Source organism: Rhizobacter sp. P2_G4 (assembly GCF_056403575.1).
Genome location: NZ_JBFUFG010000002.1, coordinates 965,163 through 982,105 on the forward strand (window position 1 = coordinate 965,163; position 16,943 = coordinate 982,105).

The 16,943-nt window shown below is 68.7% G+C and carries 8 protein-coding genes; 1 reads left to right on the plus strand and 7 read right to left on the minus strand.

The genetic code is table 11. The features are described 5' to 3' along the window. Positions 1-24: 24 nt before the first annotated feature. The gene (locus AC1DYS_RS10890) at positions 25-1,071 is read left to right on the plus strand and encodes a hypothetical protein (RefSeq protein ID WP_477898845.1); all 1,047 of its coding nucleotides are present in this window, start codon (positions 25-27) and stop codon (positions 1,069-1,071) included. A 45-nt stretch (positions 1,072-1,116) separates the two neighbouring features. Here the strand turns inward: AC1DYS_RS10890 and AC1DYS_RS10895 are convergent, their stop codons facing one another. From AC1DYS_RS10895 to AC1DYS_RS10925, 7 genes are read right to left on the minus strand one after another with little or no spacing between them, the layout of a single operon-like run. Next, positions 1,117-2,265, minus strand: a complete 1,149-nt coding sequence (locus tag AC1DYS_RS10895) for a hypothetical protein (protein WP_477898847.1) — start codon at positions 2,263-2,265, stop codon at positions 1,117-1,119. A 34-nt stretch (positions 2,266-2,299) separates the two neighbouring features. Further along, on the minus strand, positions 2,300-4,900 hold the full coding sequence (locus AC1DYS_RS10900; RefSeq protein WP_477898849.1) for a hypothetical protein: 2,601 nt from the start codon (positions 4,898-4,900) through the stop codon (positions 2,300-2,302). Next, positions 4,897-6,279: an ATP-binding protein gene (locus tag AC1DYS_RS10905; RefSeq protein WP_477898851.1), complete on the minus strand. Its 1,383-nt coding sequence runs from the start codon at positions 6,277-6,279 to the stop codon at positions 4,897-4,899. The genes AC1DYS_RS10900 and AC1DYS_RS10905 overlap by 4 nt, the downstream gene beginning before the upstream one ends. Then, entirely contained in the window at positions 6,263-9,370 is a 3,108-nt protein-coding gene (locus AC1DYS_RS10910; protein WP_477898853.1) for a contractile injection system tape measure protein, read from the minus strand. Before AC1DYS_RS10910 ends, AC1DYS_RS10905 begins: the two co-directional genes overlap by 17 nt. After that, positions 9,367-12,024 (minus strand): hypothetical protein, encoded by a 2,658-nt coding sequence (locus AC1DYS_RS10915; RefSeq protein ID WP_477898855.1) that lies wholly within the window; start codon positions 12,022-12,024, stop codon positions 9,367-9,369. Before AC1DYS_RS10915 ends, AC1DYS_RS10910 begins: the two co-directional genes overlap by 4 nt. A 7-nt stretch (positions 12,025-12,031) precedes the next feature. Then, positions 12,032-12,844 (minus strand): hypothetical protein, encoded by an 813-nt coding sequence (locus tag AC1DYS_RS10920; protein ID WP_477898857.1) that lies wholly within the window; start codon positions 12,842-12,844, stop codon positions 12,032-12,034. Continuing rightward, positions 12,841-16,884 (minus strand): baseplate J/gp47 family protein, encoded by a 4,044-nt coding sequence (locus AC1DYS_RS10925; protein ID WP_477898859.1) that lies wholly within the window; start codon positions 16,882-16,884, stop codon positions 12,841-12,843. Before AC1DYS_RS10925 ends, AC1DYS_RS10920 begins: the two co-directional genes overlap by 4 nt. Between the last annotated feature and the right edge of the window lie 59 nt (positions 16,885-16,943).

The following is a 16,943-nucleotide window of genomic DNA, read 5'->3' on the forward strand; positions in this document are numbered from 1 at the left end:
CAGGATTTGCACGCGCCCAACCCAATGCCGCTTGCGCAACTGGATGGCAGCCCCCGCTGCGTGGCGCAGCGCGAGCAGCTGTCGGCCGCCTTCGGTGAGGCGATGCTGGCTGCAGGGCACGAGATCAGCGTGCAGCGAGTAGTGCAACTCGGGCGGGTGCGGCGCAAGGAGTTCAAGAACGAGCGCCAGAAGCTGGCCCTCGAGAAGCGAATGGAGCCTGAGCCTGACCCGCGCGACGTCGAGCGCGATGAAGCTGCGGAATACGAAACCACCTTCGACCGGCACCTGCGTCACGGCATCAAGCTCATCCTCGGCTCCGAAGCCGGGGGCATTGGCGGCGGGGTTCGCTTCGGCAGCTTCTGGCAGGCGTTTGACAAGAGCCACTGGAAACTCGTCACAACGCCCGCGCCCGTTCAAGAAAGCGACAGCGACGATGAAGAAGAGCCAGATCGCAAGCTGGTGCTGAAAGGCGGCACGAAACCCTCAGCTGCCATTGATTTCTTGTTCGACAACCTGAACGCCTGGGCACTGGACTGCGCCGACGCCATTCAGGTGGCGCGCTGGTACGCCATGCGCATGGCGATGGGAGCTGATGAGTTCGACGAGAGCGTGAGCGGAATGCAGTTCGAATTGAAATCCCACGAGTCCACCGGGCTCGAGAGCGTTGGCACCTACAGCCGCGTTGATGAAGATGATTTTTTCAGCCCCGATGGCGTGCTCAAGTTCAAGCGCGACGGGCAGGCCGAGTCGCGCGAGGTCAAGGGGGCGTCGGTGGATGCCATCGTGCTCAGCGCGCCTGTGGGCACGCGCGTGATGCTGACGGTTGACGACGACGACGCGGCCGGCACCGACTACGAGAACGAGAACCTGGTGAAGATCGGCAAGGGTCTCTTTGCGGGCCACCCGATCGGCATTGGCAACTTGGCGCGCTTGACCGAACTGCTGGCCATGACCGTGCTGGAACTGGACGAAGAAGACGAAGACGAGTTCACCGACACAGACTGGCAAGACATCAGCGACATGAGCGAGAGCATCTACATCAGCGAAATAGAGGTGATCAAGAAGCGGTGATGCGGGGCCGGGGAGAGGCGGGCGCCGCCCCCCTGAGACTCAAACCTACACGTCGCCGACCTCTCGGGCGTATTGCTGGTAGCGCTCTTCGTGTGCTCGCTCCTCGGGGGACAAGCCCATCAACTCAGCCGCGGCTTCAATGCGCAAGATCTCCGCCTCGGCTGCGTCTTCCTTGCCCGATCTGTTCAATGACTCGATGTACTCCGAGTCGTCGTGCGATTTGCCGTAGCCATGCTCCTTGATGGCCGCGTTGTCTCGCGAAAGGGTCGGAGCTTTGACGCCCCAGCGTGGCGCGTCATTGCCGATGAACCTCGCTTCATCGCCGCTGAAGTCGAGCGTCACGTTGGTGTGAAGGGCGGCGAGCATCTTTGCCCCGCTCTTGGCAAGAACGGACTGCAGGTTGATGAACAGCTCCTGGCTCTCGCTTGGGCTTCTGGCCAGCATGATCTTGCTCTGGGTGTCGGCACCACCGTCGAAGTCTGACCATTCAAGCTCTTCGCCGACGGCCTCCTTGAGGGTGTAGAGGATCTTGTTGACTTCGGCCTGGACGAGATCTTGTTGGCCTGCCAGGTGGCTGCTGACGTGCGCAAGAAAGTACGCGGTCGTCCCCTTGTTGACGCACTCGATCATGACGGCCACGCACCCGTTCAGGCCGCTGGTGCCGAGCAGCTCGATGGGGCCTCCCTTCAGGAATGCGGCACCTTCGTCGATCGCAACGTCATAGGTCTTCGTGTTTTCGTAGGGCTCCGTGTTCTTTTCCAGTTCACCCTCAGTGGTTGCGGCGCGGCCCTCGGCGATCTCCAGCTGCTCTGGTGACGCATCAAGCGCTTCGTCGACGAGCGCCAGGCCGTTCTCCAGGTCATAGATCTTGTCGGTTTCTCTCACCAGCGGGTTCACATCGGCCATGCTGATCCCCTTCAACTTGGCGTAGGCGTAGGCCTCGCCGCCCCACAGATCTTTGGCGTTGTGATAGTCGACACCCTTGAATCGAACGACTCTTTGAACCACGTCGTGCTGCGCTCGTTGGGTCAGCATGCGCGGGCTGTTGTTCAGGCTGTCGGCCAAAGAGGCCGGCCCACCGGTCAGGCGCGTGCCTTCAGTTTCAGTGCGCGAGCTTGAACTGGCCGTGTTCGTGGCTGCAGGGCGGCGCTGTTCGGTCACCGGCTCGGCTGCTGCGGTCTGTTTGCGTTTCATGGGTGAGTTCTCCTGTTGCGCTGTGGCTAGCGCCTCATGGGGGCGCAATGCGGGGTCGAAGGCTGTAGTACATGCCGGTCGCCACCGTGACGGCCAGCAAGGCGATCAAGGGGCCGTTGCCACGGCGCACCTGGGCCAGTTGCGGGTCGCAGCTCAGCAGCAAGAGGCCCACGGCCATGGTGAGCACGCCGCCCAGCCACAGGAACACGATGTAGAGGCGGCCGATGCGCCGCACTTCGCACACCCAGTGGTACAGGCCGAGGGCCACGGCGCCGGTGACGAGCAGGCCCATGAAGAGCAGCCGCAGGGCGCTGCGGTTGGGGCAGATCCACTTGCACAGGCCGTCGACCGGTCCGGCGTGCCGGGGCGAGAAGTTCTCGGCCAGGCGCTTGTAGATGTCGGGCCCGGTCGCAGTGTCTTGCAGCGGCATGGGCCACAGGCCCATGCCTCCGAACTGCCACTTGAAGTACGCGATGTCGTCGTCCAGCTGCTGTGCGTTGATGCCCGCCCCGGCGAGGCCGATGTTGCCGGCCGCGTGGAACAAGACGGGCGCGATGGCGTTGAGAACCGCCACGCGGCTGTGGCCGTGGAGCACGTCGTTCTTGTCGGCGGCGGCGCGCAGGTCTTTCTTGGCCTGGCTCGTGGGTTCCGCCAGCAGGGCGAGTATCGACACGGTGATGTCGGTCGTGCCCAGGTAGTCGCTGTCTGCGGCGCCGGCGAGTGCGTTCGCTTCGGTCAGTTTCTGGGCACGCTGGATGTAGCCCCAGAGCTGCTTGAAGTTGTAGGCGCCGTCCTGGCCGATCTCGGTTGCCGGCACCGCGATGTTCAGCGCATAGGGGCGCTTGGTCTTCTGCATTTCGGCGATGAGGCTGTGCACGAAGGTGGCGTAGAAGGCTTCGAACTTCTTCTTGCCGCCCGGGTCGGTGGGGGCGTTGTCGAAGAAGAGGGTCACGCCGTCGAACAGGTGCACCGGCTCGTTCCATCCCGGCAGCAGGTAGCGTTTGGTGGTGGTGGCGGCGTCGGTCATGCGCGTGTCGACGAGCGAGACGATGTCTTTCACGGCGCGCTGGATCATCTCGGTCTGGTAGGGCTGGCTGAGCAGGTCGGCCCACTCGCCGCGGTGCACGACCAGGTCGACGTAGGTGTCGAAGCGCCGCGCCGTTCTCGTGAAACCATCGGTGTCCGGGTTGAGCGGCATGGACGTCACCAGCGCGCCGGTGTTGCTGAGTTGCGCACCGAGGTAGCCGATGCGGTTGAAGAGGCTGAAGTCGATCTTCTGCGGCGGGCCGTCCTGCGCTTGCCAGAATGGGTAGATGCCGTAACCCCAGTCTTCGGTGGTCGGCGGGGCGCAGCCGCAGCCGTTGCCACTCCAGCGCGGCGGCTTGGCGTTGCCGTCGAGCGGGTGCTGCCACTCGGCCAGCGCGATCAGATCGCGCTTGGCAATCTCCGGCAACAACTCGGAATACAGCGTGGGCGAGATCCCGGGCAGGGCCGTGGCAGAGGATGGGTTGGAGGCGCTGGCCGCGGCGGCGGGTGTGACCGCCGGTGGGCACTTCAGATCGGCCGGCGCCACGGTCCGCTTGGCCTTCCCGACCGCTTCGGTCACGACACTGCGGAAGTAGGCGCAATGGGCCGCTTCGAGTGCCTCGGCGAAGAGCCCGGCCGTCGGGAAGTCCACGTGAACCAGCGGCGCGAGCATGGCCTGCATCTTGTCGGCGTGGGCCGTCGGCATGGCGGCCGGCCTGGCCCGGAAGCGCCGGCGCGGTGCACCTGGGGCCGATGCCCCGGCCTCGGATGCCGATGCTGCCGTGTTGGCCGGCTTGGCTTTGGGGAACATGTCATCGAGTTCTTCTTGCAGCAGCATGTAGCTGGTGWTGTGGGCCGGGCCGGGTGGGCTCCGCACGGCTGCAGCGGCGGGCGGGGCCGCAGGCGGGGCGGCGGACGCCGCGCTGGCGGCGGGGCGGGGCGCAGGTGTCTGCTCCACGCGCAGGGCATAGGCCTGCCGCACTGACAGCGGCGGTGTCGACGAATCGGTGATCTGCACGGTGAAGGTGTGCAGGCGCACCGGGCCGACGGGCCGTCCGGCCAGCGAGCCGTCCGCGCTGAAGTCCAGGCCCTCGGGCTTGCTGCCTTCGACGATCTGGACGAGGTAGGGCGCCACGCCGCCGGCCACCATGCGCCGGGGCTTGTAGACCGCACCCAGCCGGGCGGTGGGCAAGGCGATCGGCGTGAGCGATAGCTGCTGCCCGGGTTGGCAGGAGGCGACCTGATCGCTGGGCCGCATGCAGGCGGCAGCTACATCGGCGCTGGCCGCAGAGGCTGCGATCGGCACCGCTGTAGCACGCGATGTGGGCACGGGCGCGACGCTGGGCGGCAGCAGCGGATCGAGGACGACTTTCACCGCCGAGGCTGCCAGATCGGCTGGTCTGGGCGCGGTTTCAATGGCTCGACGCACTGCCGAGGCGGCGTCGGTGGCCGGCCGCGCCGCGTCGCCAAGCATCGAGCGCAAGGCCGACGCGGCATTGCTCGCCGGCTGTGCCGCACGCTCCGCGGCCCCTGGGCAGAGGCAGGCGCCGAGCAATGCCGACAGCAGCAGTGCTCTTGCCGCCAGGGCTGCGATCGGGCCGGGCTTCATGCCGTGCGCCCCTCTTTGCGAAGTTCTTTGACGATGCCCCGTTGCAGGTCGACTGCCTGGATCAGCGCGCGGCCGCGCTGCAGGGCGTTGATGGCACCGAAGCGCACCACGTTGGCAATGGCACCACCGGCCAGCTCATGGACTTCAGCCAGCTGCACGAGATTCACGTCGTCGGCCAGGCGGCCGGTGTGCCGGACCATGCCTTCCCACAGGCGCAGCCGTTGATCGGCGTCGGGCATCGGGAAGTGCACCATCGACTGGAAACGGCGCGCGAATGCGTCGTCGATGTTGGCCTTGAGGTTGGTGGCGAGGATCACCGTGCCGGGGAAATCTTCCACGCGCTGCAGCAGGTAAGACACCTCCTGGTTGGCATGCCGGTCGTTCGAGCTCGACGTGGCGGTGCGTTTGCCGAAGAGGGCATCGGCCTCGTCGAAGAACAGGATCCAGTTGCGCGTTTGCGCCTGGTCGAACACCTGGGCCAGGTTCTTCTCCGTCTCGCCGATGTACTTCGAGACGACCATCGACAGGTCGATGCGGTACACGTCGGCCTGCGCGGCCTGGCCGATCAGCGTCGCGGTGAGCGTCTTGCCGGTGCCCGGCGGGCCGAAGAAGAGCGCGCGGTAGCCGGGCTTGATGGCCTTGTCGAGCTGCCAGTCCCGCAGCAGCGTGTCCGAGTGGCGTATCCAGGTCGTGATGGCGTCGATCTCTTCCAGCACTTCGTGACCCAGCACCAGATCGTTCCAGCCGAGTGCGGTGGTGATGAGCTTGGCCGGGAAGGAACTGCTGAAGTCGGGCTTGTGGCGCTCGCCGGTGGTGAGCCACGACAGGTACTCGCTGCCCACCACCAGGGCCGCGCTCAGGAAGGGTTCGCCCGGTGCCTCGTGTTCCACCCGCAGGATGCCGCGTTTGCGCAGGTAGTGCGCGTCGTCGAACAGCTGCATCACGGCAAAGCGCTGCGCCAGGTCTTCGCCCGCCACGATGAAGGCGGCGGTTTCGCAGGTGGGCAGGAAGCCGCCGTGGGCGCGACCCTTCCAGCCACCGAACTCGGTGAAGCCCCGGTCGAAGTTCTTGTTGCGCACGAACAAGGTATCGAGCAGGGCCGGCCGCAGGTGCGGCAGCAGGGCCAGCACGAGCACGATGCGCTCGGAAAAGCCCATGCGGTTCTCCAGTACCAGCCGGGCATAGGGCGAGCTGTCGCCGGCCAGCTCCGGCGCGCCGATCTCGCGCACGTCGGCATGCTCGCACGGCTGCTTGAAGTGCAGGCAGATGCGCGCCTGCAGCACCGCATCGAACCACTCGAGCTCGCGCTCCAGCGTGCCGGCATCCACCCCTGCCGGCGCTGCGCCGGGAAACGCGATGAGTTCAGCGCCACTCGACATGAAGCGGCCTTTCCATCCACGGGAGTTTTTGCAGGCTGTAGCCCCACGGCAGCTGGTCGAGCAGCATGTCGAAGCTGCGCGGCTCGACCTGCAGCTGCCAGCCGTCTTCGTCACTGAAGCTCAAGCGCCCTTCGCGCTGGAGAAACGATTCGCGCAGCCCGGCGATGCTGGTGTGGCCGAGGATCTTCCAGTGCGAGATCACGGCCTGCAGCAGGCCGTCGATGGCCTCGGCCTCCTGCGGCGTGATGGCGAATTCGCGCAGGACCGGGGCGCCGATGGGCAGGCCGCACAGGACCTTGTTGAGCACCAGCAGCGGCTCGGGCGTGCCGGCGTGGCCGGTGGCCAGGTACTGCAGCAGGTGCACTGCGCGCTCGGCAGCAGCGGGCGAGAAGAAGGCCTGGTCGTCGGCCAGGCCCAGCATGCCGAACAAGCGCTGCAGGTAGGCGCCGGCCAGCACCATCCCGGCGTTGTTGATGTAGATGACATCGACGGGGGGCTCGCGTGCTGCATCTGCCGGCGCCGATGCAGGCGAATGCGGTGGCGTGTGAGGAGGTCCCTTTGCCGCCGCAGCGAGTGCCATGGCAACACGGGGTGCCGTGGACGGCACCACCTCGCGGCCCACGTGCCGGGCGAGCCGAGCCAGCCAGCGCTGCGGCTCGGGCAGGCGCAGCGCCTCTGCCAGGTGCTGCGCCAGGCGAAGCGAGAACGTGATGGGTTCGAAGCGGCGGCCTTCTTCGACCAGCTCGCGCAGTGCGAACTGCCAGTTCAGGCGCGTGAGTGCCTCCGCGTTCACAGGCATGTCGATGTGCAGGCAGGCGCCGTGCAGCAGCACGACGTGTTGCTGCACGGCCGGGTGATCGGCGGGGCGCAACCAGGCCACGAGCCGGTTCAGTTGCGTGGCACGCAACAGCTCGAGGAGGCGCTGTGCCGCCCGCGGCGACTCGAGCACGCGCAGCCAGGTGCGGCGCTGATCCGGGCGCTGGGCCTCGAGCGCCCGGTCGAGTTGCTGCGCGATGGCGGCGGCGACGGCAATGTCCAGGGGCCGGTCGTGCAGCAGGTGGTCGGTGAGGTCGAGTCCGTCGTCCTCGCGAGTGGCTGGGTGCCGATCCGCTTCGGCGCCGCGGCCAGGGTGCGGTGTGCCTTCAACGGCTGCCAGACGCTCGTGCAGTCCGCGCACATACGCATCGGCATTGAAGAAGGTGCCCGGGGTCAGGCGCAACAGGTGGGCAAGCAGGTCTTCCCAGAGAGCGAGTTCGGGCTTTGCTTCGTCGGCACCCGCCAGTGCAGCAAAGGCAGGGTTGCGGACGGCGGCGATCACCGCGGCGCGGTCGGGTGCGGGCAACCACAGGCCGATCAATTGGGTACGCGGCAACGTGCCCCAGTCGCGCGCCATGCGGCGCAGCTGCGCGGGGTGGCGGCCCGCGCGCCGCAGCACGGCTTGCAGCCAGGTGGCGTCGGCGTGCAGCGCTTCGAACCAGTCGTCTTCCGCGCCATCGAGCAGGCCTAGCGCCAGCGCAGCGTCGAGGCGCGAACGGCGCAGCGCGGTGTGGGCCGATTCGGGCGGCTCTGTGGGCAGACGCAAGCGCAGCCAGGCTAGCATCAGCGCGTGAGGCGGGGCGGTGGCGGGGTCGCGTTGCCCGCTGTCGCCCCAGGCCTCGGCCAGCTCGTGCAGCAGGGTGGCAGCCGGCCGGTTCTCGCGCTCGCTGCGCTGCTGCAGCATGTCGTCGAGGTAGTCGGTGGCGTTGAACAAGGCGGGCGCGGGGTGCAGCAGCAGGTGGGACAGCGTGAGCTCCCAGCGCTGCGCTGTCTCGGGCGCGGCCGAGCCCTTGCCCCACAGCGCGGTGCTGGGCAGGGCGGCCAGCAGCAGGCCTTGCTCGGTCGGACCCAGCCACAGGGCCGTCAGCGCCAGCAAGGTGGCAGGCGGCAGGGCCTGGGCCATGCGGCGGCGGGCCTGGGCGCCGCGGCCGAGCAGCAGCAGGGTCTGCCGGGCCCAGGAGGGCTCGGCGCGCAGCAACGCCAGCCAGGGCGCGATGTCATCGTCTGGCGTGTGCGGGTCGAACCAGGCGTGCAGGCGCAACTGCAGGCGTGCCAGCTCGTCGCTGCGCGAACCGGAGTGAACCGTTCGTTCATCCCCTGGCTTGCCGGTCTCGGCCAGCGGGGGTAGTTGCGCGGCCAGGCAGGTGCGCAGCAGCTCATCGCCCAGGGTGGCGGCGGGCGCGGGTGGCGTGCCATCCACGGCACGCCGTGCGACGGCCTGCAAGGCGCGCCAGACGGTGAGCTCTTCATTCGTGCTCGTCGCGACGGCCAGCACCATGGAGTGCAGTGGCTGGCTGCGGTCGACGACGCCGGCGTCGGCCCACAAGGCCGTCAGCAGGCCCTGCCACAGCAGGTGGGGGGGTGGGGACGAAGGCAGGTGGCTCTCACCCCACAGGGCCGCGAAGCCCTGGACCCAGGCCTCTGCCTCGCGTCCCCAGCCGGCGGCCTCGCCCACACCGAGGCTGCGTGCCATTTCCTTGGACAGCCTCGCCAGCCAGGTCGGCGAGAACTGGCGTGCCGCGCGCTGCACCATGGCCGGCGCCTCCGGGTATTTGCGCCAGGCGGCCACCAGCGCCGGGCCGCTGTCGCGCAGCACCTCGTGGGCCAGTTGCTCGATCGGCGAGGCCAGCGCCTGGGCCTGCGGTGCATGCCAGGGCAGGTGACCACGCCGCAAGAAGTACAGCAAGGTCTCGAGCTGCGCTTGCTCCCGGCTGCGGTGCGCCGCAGGCGACGTCGGATCGGGGCCGCCCGCTGCGGCGCCATCCTGCGCCGCCTGCTGTTCCTGCAGCGCCTGCGCCAGGCGCTCGCGCAAGCGGGCTTCCCATTGCTGCTCCAGTTCATCGTGCTCGACGTGGCCGAGGTCGATCTCGAGCGACGGCAGGCACCAGACCTGGCCGGCGCGCGAGAACTGGTCGAACACCTCGTCGATGATCTTCGGCGCCCGCGCACGGGCGAATGCGGCGACGCGGTTGTGTTCTTCGAAGGCGTGCTCGGCCGAGCCGAAGTCGACCTGGAACTCCAGGTTTTCGATGCAGTGCGCGCCAGCGTGTGTCATGAGAGGGGCCACACCGTGCTCAGGCACTCGATCACGGCGCAGGCCGCCTGGTTCAGCCGGTCGACGGTGCCCGCCGCGGCACGCGATTCGTCGAGCTCCGATCCGGCGGCCTTGCAAAGCGCGATGCGCGCGTCGAGCCATTCGGCGTAGCAGTTCTCGAAGTGGCCCATCTGCTCATGCCCCAGCCACAGGCAGCGCGCCGCCACGTGGGCGGGGCAGTTGATCTGCACCGTTTCTTCGGCGAGCCGCTGAAAGTTGGGCTGGACGAAGCGCGCCGTCCAGGCCGGGAAGACGGCGGTCAGGCGCAGCGGGTAGAAGTCGGCCCTCAGGCCACTCAATCTGGCGTGCGTCGGGCTGTCACCGACGGGGCGCAGCAGCACGTGCTCGACCACGTGCAGGCCTTCGCTCTCCTGGCTCAGGTGCATCAGAAAGCGGCGCATGCTGTCGGCCGCACGCGCTGCGGCCTCGACGCTGGCGAAGTGGCCGAGCGGCCACCAGCGGCCGGTCTCGTCGGGGCCGAGCACGAGCTGTTGCGGGCCTTGCGGAGCGGGTGTGCCGGCGTGATCGTGCGGCGCTCCCAGCAGGCGGTAGCGGTCGCGGTAGAGGCCGCAGCGCAGCACCGCTTCGCTGAGGGACTCGCCGCGCAGCGGCTGCATCGCCGACAGGTCGGCGCGCAGCTCGTCTTGCGTGAGCTTCCGTCGGTGCGGCCGCAGTGCCTGCGTCTCGCCCACGTGGCGGACGGCGCCGAGCACGCTGTCATCGCCCACGGTGCGCAGCACGCGCCTTTGCTGGCTGAACGCCAGCAGGAGCGAGCGGGTGTGCGCGTGCCGAAGGCCCAGCAGGTGGCTGACGCGCCGTTGCAGGCCGGTGCCGCTGCCGAGCTTGTTCCACGAGGGCTTTGCATAGTCGAGCCCGGCTCCTCGCTCGCGGGTGAGGCTGACGATGTCCTTGAGAAACGCCGCCTTGTTGTCGAGCAGCGCGGTGTCGAGTTCGGCCGGGCTCAGGTAGTCGCAGAACTGGCGCATCGAGTTCTGGGAATAGGTCTCGCCTTGCAGCGCCAGCAGGTGGTCCAGTGCGCGCGACTTGCGCTCGGCCTGCGGGTCGCGTGTCCCGTAGACCTTGGCCTGCACCTGTGCACGCACCGTGTCGGCATCGAGGTTGGCATCCAGGCTGGCGGTTGGCGCGCCGGCGCGCGGCAGGTAGAGCGCGTCGAGTCCCGGGATCGTGCTGCTGTCGAGCATGTTCCACCAGTAGCTCGGGCCGCGCATGTCGTTGGCAGAAAACAGGTCGCGCAGGTGCTCGATCTGCGCGGCGCTGTGGGCCATGACCTGCTCGAACAGCGCCAGATAGGTTTGCAGCTGGCGCACCTGGGCTCGCTCCTGAGGCGTGGCCGACGCGGGCAGGCCGTGCCGGCCCAGGCCATAGACCTCGGGCAGGTCGTTCTGCAGCGAGAAGTAGCGCTGCATGTCGCGGTACTGGCCCATGGGCATCGGTACCGACTCGCTGGCCGCTGCCTCGCGGCGTCGCGTGCGGCCGGCGGCGTACAGGTCGGCCAAGCGATGGGCCAGGTCGACCGGCGAGACCGTGATTTCGGCGCCGCGCCGGCGCAGCTTCACCTGGCGCTGCAGCAGTTCGGCCACGGCCTCGGGCGCGCGCACGTCGGCCGTGAGGCCGGGTACCCGCAGGCGCAGCGCCCAGGTGTCGCCACGCCAGCGCAGCGCGCTGCTGTACGCGCTCTCGCCATCGCGCTGCAGGCTGAGCGAGCGCACGTCGTGCACGCCTTCCACGCCCTTGGCCAGCGCGGTCAGGTCGCTCACGAACAGCAACTCGCCGGCCGGTCCGTCGCCCTGGGCCACGAAGCCTCGTTCCGCGACCGGCCCGGTGTAGATCTGCTCCAGCGTTTCGCCGCGCGCCATCAGTGCCCCCAGGCTGTAGAAGACCAGGCCTTGCGCCATGTGGCGGGCGCAACGTGCATAGATGTCGGCGAGCACGTCGACCGCGTCGCGCGGGCCGGAGAGCTCCACGTCGAGCTGCAGGTTGCACAGGGCGTCGTCGATCAGACTGACGCGGGCGTCGATGTCTTCGCACAGGGTGCGCCGCGCGCGGTAGGCGGCGCGGGCATCGGCCACGCGCGTGTCCGGTCCGCTGGTCACGCCTTGCGAGAGCTTCAGCTGCAGCCGGTACAGGCCGCGCCGATCGCCCAGGGCCACGCCAGCGGAATCGGCAGACGGACCGGCGGCGAGCGTGGCGTCGTCCAGGCCCGGCACCTGGTCGAGCAGCACGCGGCGATAGTCCGCTGCGCTGGTGGCGCGGCAGGGAAAGGCCTGGTCCGGCGGGTGAAGCGACCGGCCGGAAAAATCGATCTGCGCTGCGCCGGGCGCCTGCAGGTGGTCGGCCACCGGGAAGTCGGCGCGGTAGACCAGGTCGGTGAGCGCATAGCAGAGCGCCTCGAGCAGGGTAACGCCGGGGTCATGCAGGTTGTAGTCGGTCCACGTGCCGCCCGACAGGGCCTGCGACAGGCGCAGGCCTTCAGCGCGCAGGCTCTCGAAGCTGAGCTCGGAGTCGGCCGCGCTGCCGCGTGCGGCCCGCCGTCTGCGCGGAATGACGGCGGGCATCACGGTGCCGCCCTCGCGGTCGATGCACTGGCTGGACAAGAGAGCGTCATGGCTCGGTCCCTTGCGTGGTGTCGTCGAACCAGAGCCGCGTGACGAGCACCTTGATCAGAGCGCTCTTGCCACGATCGTCCTTGCCATAGTCGCAGCCCGTCTTGATCCGCAGGCGGTAGGCAGCGTTCTTGCCACTCGAGCCTTCCCAGCGCAGCTGCAGCTTGTCGCAGCGGCGGCCGTAGTAGGCATGGTGCGGTGTGATGCGCTTCCTGCGCGAGAAGAAGTCGAGCCAGCCGGCGGTGGGGTTGTAGGTGTTGAGCGCGATCGCATGCATCAGGGCGAAGCGGCCCTCGCCGGGGTGGCCCGCACCGGCCATCACTTCGAAGCCCTGGCAACCGCTCAGGGTGTCGGTGATGTCCTGCCATTCGCCATTGGCCAGGATCGGCACCGCTTCCATGGGCTGGTAGGTGCCGCGGCGGCCGGTCGATGCCACCACGCCTTCCACGTCGAGCGTGTGTTTCGGGGTGCCGGTGTTCACGCCCACGCGGGGGGGCTGGGCACCGAGCGCCAGCACAGGGGGACGCCCGCGCGCGGCGGAGGCGCTCCCCGGCTGGACGTGCAGCATGTCCTGGCCGCCGCCATAGCTCACCGACCACAGCGCCGACTTGGGCCGCTGGTCGCGGTAGAAGCTCATCAGCGCGTCGTGGCCAATGGGCGTGGAGATCTCGACGCCGTTCTCGGCCGACTTGCGGAACCCCTCATCGCTCATGTTGAGCATGGAGTCGATGAGGTCACCGAAGTGGTAGCGCGTGGGCAGCTTGCCGTCGCCGAAGTAGTTGCGCAGCGTCTCGCGGTTGCGGATGGTCATGACCCGGCCCCGCCCACGATGAAGGTGCCGCTGACGCCCAGGCGGGCTATGCCGGTCACTTCGGGCCGTTCGTCGCTGCTGCTGTCCACCGCCCTCAGCATGTGCTCGCGCATGGGCAGCGCAATGCTCCAGGGCGAGCGCGGCCGCACCCGGGTGGCGAGTTCGGCCTGGCCGCGTGCGGTATCGCTCAGGGTGTAGATGCGCTCGTCGCTTTGCGCCACATGCAGCAGTGAGAGCTGGGTGACGAATTCCACGCAGTCGAGCGAACGCACGTGGGCTTCGATGTCCTCGCAGCGCACCGTCCAGTCGAAGCTCGGTTGGCAGCCGCCGTCACGCCAGGGTGAGATGTAGTCGGTGAGAGCCTGGTTGATGCGCCGCAGCGCCTGCCCGGCCTGCGCGCCGCGGGCCAGCTTGACGGTGCAGCGCACCTGGATGCGCTCGTACACGGCGTTGCGCACCTGCAGCTGCGCGAACGGCGACGACAGGCCGCGCAGGTACTCCTGGATGCGCGCCAGTTCCACGGCATTGAGGTGCGGCTCGGCGGTGGCCGACAGCACCGGCGCCTCGCGCTCGGTCGCGGCTCGGGCCACCGGCGGGGCCGGCACCACCACCACCAGCACGTCGCCCGGACTGGCTTGCGTCGTTCGCGTGGAGAGGTGCGGAAAGCACTTGACCTTGAGCACCGACGGAAAGCGCTCCAGCACCAGGCGTTCGTAGTCCCAGGGCGTGCAGGCGCGCTGCTTGTGCTGCAACCGTTCGCCGACGCGGATGCGCATCTGCCGCCGGTCTTCGGCCGCGCGCATGCCGAATGAAGGGCCGATCTGCATGACCCCGGCCAGGCCGAACACCGTGACCGACGGCTCCTTCACGCTGCCGGCCAGCAGCGGCTCGGCGTTGAACACCGTGCTGCCGTCGATGACGCGGCTGGCGCGCAGGGCCTGCGTGCGCACTCCGTACAAGCCGGCAAAGCTGTCGAAGCCGCCGTCCACCGACAGGCGAAGCCAGTACCAGTCCGCCGACAGGATGGTGTTGTTGCGGTCGATCTGGGCCGGCACGTCGAGTGTGACGATGCCCGAGGTGAGGAAGCCGCAGGTGGTGTCGGCCATCACCTGCAAGGGAGTGAGCGCGCTCCACTGGTTGGACGCGAGATAGGCCCAGGTGGTCTGCGGACGCGGCTCGCCGTCGAGCGACTCCACCGCGGCTTCGTCTCTCAGGTGGAAGTGCAGTGTGAGCACCCCCGACAGCTCCTCGGCGGCCAGGCCGATGTAGAGGTTGCCGTCGTGCTGGAAGCGAGGCCAGAGATTGGGGCTGGCGCCCGCCTCGCCGGGGTAGATGCGCGAGATGCCGTAGGGGTGCAGGTGCAGCACCTGCTCGGCGTCGCTGCCGTCGTCGGTGTTGTTGCGCTCGCGGCCCAGCACGATGTGGCTCTGGGCTTCGTAGTCGAGCGTCAGCCGCTCGACCAGAGGGGTGTACGGCGCCAGAGGCAGAAGCAGGGGGCGCTTGCGGCGGCGAAGGGTGTTGGCCGATACCGCCTCCGTGAGCAGGCCAGGGTAGGCGGCATGGCCAAACCCGATGGCCGGGCTGTCGAGCTGGATGCGGTAGAAGCCATTGCGCGCGCCGAGCTGGAAGTCAAGTGGCTCCAGCGTGGCCCGCCCGTGGGCGCGCAGGGCCGGCTCGCCGATCACCCAGCGGGCTTGCGAGCGCAGCCGGCCGCCGGCGTCGGCCGTCTCGAACAGGGCCACGCTGCCCCGGCTGCCGGCCTCGTGCCAGAGACCGTCTCGCAAGATGCTGGGCGTGACGGTGAACGAAGCGTTGCCGATCTCGGCGTCGTAGCCGGCGTAGTAGCGGCCGAAGCCGCCTTCTGCGACGGGCAGGCCCGACCACTCGACGTTCACGCTCAGGCGAGTGACGTTCTTGCGTGCGATCTCCGGGGCGCCGAACACGCAGTACGAGGCGGTGCTGGGTAGCGGGCCGAAGGGCATGAAGGGCTTGGACGGGTCCAGCCGCCCGAGGTTGTTGTGCATCACCACATCGCGCAGGCCTTGCACGCGCACCGTCAGCGCCACCTCGGCGAGCAGCGTCTCTTCGAGCAGCGAATAGGGGTACAGGCGTCCTTGCGGGCGCAGCTGGATGCGCAGCACCGGCTGTTCGGTGGGCCAGCCGGCACCGTGCACCGTGACGCTGCAGCCCACCACGGGCGGGTCCTGCGGGCGCAGGCGCAAGACGATGCCCACGCCCGCGAAGGGGGTGGCGCGAGTGGCGGTGTCATCGGCGGTGACGAAGAAATCGTTCACCGGCATCCAGCCGGACGAGGTGGTGAGGCTGAAGCTGAAGATGCTGTTGAACAGCTGGCCGAAGATCAGCGCGCGCTCGGGCCGGTTCGGTCCCTGCAGCAGGCAGCGCGGATCGCCGGCCACCGGTGCCGGGCGGTCGCTCTCGTCGAGCAGGCGGCTGGCGGTTTCGCGCAGGGCCTGCAGGCTGCCGTCCGAGAGCCAGTCGGTGCGCGCGAGCAGCCAGCGCGAGAAGAGCTTGCCCAGTCGCGCGAAGAACAGCGTGCGGGTCGGCGCGCGCACCGTCAGCTCGACCAGGAAGAGCTCGTAGTAACCGGCCGCCCGAGGGCTCGTTACGGTGCGTTCCAGCGCTTGCCGGGTCAGGCGCAGCGCGGTGGCGTTGATGTCGCTCAGTTCCATGTCGCTGAGCAGCCCCGGTGCCAGCAAGAGGTAGCGCTTGAAGAGTGCGGGCAGCCTGCGGCGGATGGATCGGGCTTCGCTGCCGACGAGGTCGGCCAGGTGCTGCAGCCGGCGGTCGGACTCGACCGCATGGCCGAGTTCGAGCGTGAGCTCGATTTCTCGCTGGCCTTCTTGCAAGGCGAGGAGCGGCGAGGCGATGGCCAGGCCGAACTCGGCGTCCTTGTGCACGCCGTCGGAGCTGCTTTGCGTGCTGCCGCCGAACAGCGGCCAGTGGGGCAAGGGCGCATCGGCCTGCGGTGCGGCGGCCGCCGGCCACGGCAGGCGGGCCGCCTCGGCGCGGGTCACGTAGCCGAACTCGCGCTCGGGCGAGATGAGGCTGTCGCGGCTGAGCTTGAGTGTGATCAGCGCGGCCACCTGGCAGTCGGTGACGAGCAGGCTCTCGTCGGCACGGAATTCGATGGGCCGGCCCTGTGCGTCCTTGCCGGCGAGGAACGGGGTGCCGCGCGCAATCACCACCTCGCGCTTGGCCCGCGGGTTGCGCTCGCAGATCAGGTGGACGGCATCGGGCACGGCCGGCAGCGGCCGCATGCGCAGGCATTCGTCGTAGTAGAAATCCGCGTGGCGGTCGGTGAAGCGGTTGACGCGCTTTTGCACCGCCTGGTGCAGTTGCAGGAAGGCCATCAAGAGCCCGGCAGCCGGTGCATGGGCCTGGCTGGTCAGCGATTCCGGCAGCAGCTCGCGCGCCAGGTCCTGCACCCGCTCGATGGCACTCACGAACGAGAAGAAGCGGCGGCGCAGCATTTCGCGGTCGCTGCGGTGGGCCGAAGCCTCGTGCAGGGACTGCTGCCCGAACCAGGCAGGGTCGAAGCGCTTCCTGGCGTGATCGATGCGCTGCGCCTCCCATGGATGGGCGCCGAAGCGTTCCAGCACCCACTGCAGGTCGTCACCCAAGGGCTGCGCGAGCAGGTGCTCGATGCGCGCGCACAGTCGGCGGCCGGCGGGGTGCTCGCTCATCTTCAGGGACTTGAGCCAGCCGTCGATCCGCTTCGCGAGGGCCATCACGTGCTCCGCCAGCACCGTCAGCGGGGCGCCATCGGCGTCGCGCACGAAGTCGGCTTGGGTCTCGCGCAGGTCGGTGGCGATGATGCGCGCCATGACCAGGGCCTCGTCCCCGTCGAACAGCTCGCCCCAGTTGCCCATCTCGTTGTGCGCGTGGTCGATGAAGCGCAGGTGCGAGGCCAGCCCGCTGCTCATGGCCACCAGCGTTTCGAAGCCGAGTTCGTCCGCCCGGAAGTAGCCTTCGCCCAGGGCAGTCGGGAAGCGCTCGCGCTGCTCGCAGCCGTCGCTCATGGGGGCACTCTGCGCACGTCGGGTTGTCCCGCCGAGGGGCAATGAGCCTTTTCGGGGAG

What these genes read in the sequence shown, in the direction of transcription:
- AC1DYS_RS10890 (WP_477898845.1), top strand. Translation starts at nt 25, where the DNA reads ATGCCGCTTGCGCAACTGGATGGCAGCCCCCGCTGCGTGGCGCAGCGC.
- AC1DYS_RS10895 (WP_477898847.1), bottom strand. Translation starts at nt 2,265, where the DNA reads ATGAAACGCAAACAGACCGCAGCAGCCGAGCCGGTGACCGAACAGCGC.
- AC1DYS_RS10905 (WP_477898851.1), bottom strand. Translation starts at nt 6,279, where the DNA reads ATGTCGAGTGGCGCTGAACTCATCGCGTTTCCCGGCGCAGCGCCGGCA.
- AC1DYS_RS10910 (WP_477898853.1), bottom strand. Translation starts at nt 9,370, where the DNA reads ATGACACACGCTGGCGCGCACTGCATCGAAAACCTGGAGTTCCAGGTC.
- AC1DYS_RS10920 (WP_477898857.1), bottom strand. Translation starts at nt 12,844, where the DNA reads ATGACCATCCGCAACCGCGAGACGCTGCGCAACTACTTCGGCGACGGC.
- AC1DYS_RS10925 (WP_477898859.1), bottom strand. Translation starts at nt 16,884, where the DNA reads ATGAGCGACGGCTGCGAGCAGCGCGAGCGCTTCCCGACTGCCCTGGGC.